This is a genomic window from Streptomyces recifensis (assembly GCF_002154615.1).
GTDB classification, from domain to species: Bacteria; Actinomycetota; Actinomycetes; order Streptomycetales; family Streptomycetaceae; genus Streptomyces; species Streptomyces griseoluteus.
Genome location: NZ_MUNH01000309.1, coordinates 1 through 2711, shown reverse-complemented (window position 1 = coordinate 2711; position 2711 = coordinate 1). Strand labels below are relative to the sequence as shown.

The following is a 2711-nucleotide window of genomic DNA, read 5'->3' as shown; positions in this document are numbered from 1 at the left end:
CGGAGGCCGAGGCCAAGCCGAAGGCCGCCGCCGAGGCCAAGGCTTCCGCCGAGCCCGAGCCGAAGGCCGAGCCGGACGCCGACGCGAAGACCACTGCCGAGCCGAAGGCGAAGGCCGACACGGAGTCCGCCCCCGCCCCGGAGGCCGCCGACGCTCCCGCGCCCCCGCAGGCCGCGCCCGCAGGCGACACCGCGTCCCGCACGGATGGTGCGGGTGGGGACACGGCCGGGTCCGAGACGCTCGCCCAGACACCCTCCCTCACCACCGCCCACACCGCCGCGGCAGCAACCCTCGCCACCACCGGCCTCACCGGCACGACAGCGAAGCTCTATCTCGTACTGGACCGCTCCGCGAGCATGCGGCCGTACTACAAGGACGGCTCGGCCCAGGCCCTCGCCGACCAGACCCTCGCCCTCGCGGCCCACCTGGACAAGGACCCGACCGTCCACGTGGTCTTCTTCTCCACCGAGGTCGACGGCACCACCGACCTCACCCTCACCGAGGACCACGCCACCAGAATCGACGAGACGCACGCGGAACTGGGCCGCATGGGCCGCACCAGCTACCACGCCGCCGTGGAAGCCGTACTCGCCCACCACGACAAGCACCACACGCCCGAGGACAACGTCCTCGTCGTGTTCCAGACGGACGGCGCCCCCGACGCCAAGACCCCCGCCACCCAGGCCCTCACGAGCGCCGCGAAGACCCACCCCAAGGTGTTCTTCTCGTTCGTCGCCTTCGGTGAGCCGGACAACAAGGCGTTCGACTACCTGCGCAAGCTGAAGACCGCGAACACGTCCTTCTTCCACGCGGGCCCGACCCCGCGCGAGCTCACGGACACCGAGCTGTACGAGGGCGTACTCGCCGTCTGGCGCCCGTAACCCCCCGCAGCACCCCGATGCCGCCCGCGTCCCACCCCGTAAAACGGGAGGCGGGCGGCATACACACGTCGGCTACGATTTCAAGGTTCGTACCCATAGCGACCTGGGAGCAGCCCCCGATGGCTCGACACCTCATCACCAGCGCCCTTCCGTACATCAACGGGATCAAGCACCTGGGCAACATGGTGGGGTCCATGCTCCCGGCGGACGTGTACTCCCGGTACCTCCGCCAGCGCGGCCACGACGTCCTGTACATCTGCGCGACCGACGAGCACGGCACCCCCGCCGAGCTGGCCGCGAAGGAGCGGGGCCTGCCGGTGGACGAGTTCTGCGCCCAGGCCCACGACGCGCAGAAGGCGGTGTACGACGGCTTCGCGCTGGCCTTCGACTACTTCGGCCGCAGCTCCTCCGCCGAGAACCGCGACATCACCCAGCACTTCGCCCGGAAGCTGAACGAGAACGGCTTCATCGAGGAGCGGGCGATCCGCCAGGTCTACTCCCCGGCCGACGGCCGCTTCCTTCCGGACCGCTACGTGGAGGGCACCTGCCCGCACTGCGGCTACGACAAGGCCCGCGGCGACCAGTGCGAGAACTGCACCCGTGTGCTGGACCCGACCGACCTGATCGAGCCGCGCAGCGCGATCTCCGGCTCCACGGACCTGGAGGTCCGCGAGACCAAGCACCTCTTCCTGCTCCAGTCCAAGCTCCAGCACGAGGTCGAGGAGTGGGTGGCCCGGCACGAGCAGGACTGGCCGCAGCTGGCCTCCTCGATCGCCCGCAAGTGGCTGACCGAGGGCCTGCACGACCGCGCGATCACCCGTGACCTGGACTGGGGCGTGCCCGTCCCGGCCGACACCTGGCCGGAGCTGGCCGCCGAGGGCAAGGTCTTCTACGTCTGGTTCGACGCCCCGATCGAGTACATCGGCGCGACCAAGGAGTGGGCGGACCAGGACGCGGAGAACCGCGACTGGAAGTCCTGGTGGTACGACGCGGACGACACCGTCCGCTACACGCAGTTCATGGCCAAGGACAACGTCCCGTTCCACACGGTGATGTTCCCGGCGACCGAGCTGGGCGTGCGCGAGCCGTGGAAGAAGGTCGACTACGTCAAGGCGTTCAACTGGCTGACGTACTACGGCGGCAAGTTCTCCACCTCGCAGAAGCGGGGCGTCTTCACCGACCAGGCCCTGGACATCCTGCCCGCGGACTACTGGCGCTACTTCCTGATCGCCAACGCCCCCGAGTCGGACGACTCGTCCTTCACCTGGGAGCACTTCACCGCCACGGTGAACAAGGACCTGGCGGACACGCTGGGCAACTTCGTCAACCGCGTCCTGTCCTTCTCCCGCAAGCGCTTCGGCGACGAGGTCCCGGCGGGCGGCGAGCCGGGCGAGGCGGAGACCCGCCTGGGCGAGGAGATCGCCGGGCTGCTCGCGGAGTACGAGAACCAGATGGAGGCGCTCCAGTTCCGCAAGGCGGCCTCCGCCCTGCGCGCCCTGTGGTCGGCCGGCAACTCCTACCTGGAGGAGAAGGCCCCCTGGCTGGAGATCAAGACCGACAAGGACGCCGCGGCCCTCACCCTGCGCACCGCGATGAACCTGATCCACCTCTACGCGGTGGTCTCCGAGCCCTTCATCCCGGCCTCGGCGGCAGCCATGCGCGCGGCCTTCTCCCTCCCGGACGACACGGCCGCCTGGATCACCGAGGCGGAGGCCAAGTCCTTGACGACACTCGCCCCCGGCATCCCCTTCACCGTCCCCCCGGTCCTGTTCGCCAAGCTGACGGACGAGGACCTGGAGACGTACAAGGAGCGCTTCGGCGGCCAGCCCG

General features: G+C 69.7%; 2 protein-coding genes. Both read left to right on the top strand.

Annotated features, from left to right (window positions below; all coding sequences use genetic code 11):
- Window positions 1-881 (top strand): VWA domain-containing protein (locus CCN33_RS17455; RefSeq protein ID WP_140394573.1); only part of this gene is annotated, 881 nt, incomplete at its 5' end.
- 119 nt (window positions 882-1000) lie between these two features.
- On the top strand, window positions 1001-2711 hold a 1711-nt coding region (metG, locus tag CCN33_RS17450), incomplete at its 3' end, for a methionine--tRNA ligase (RefSeq protein WP_086694520.1).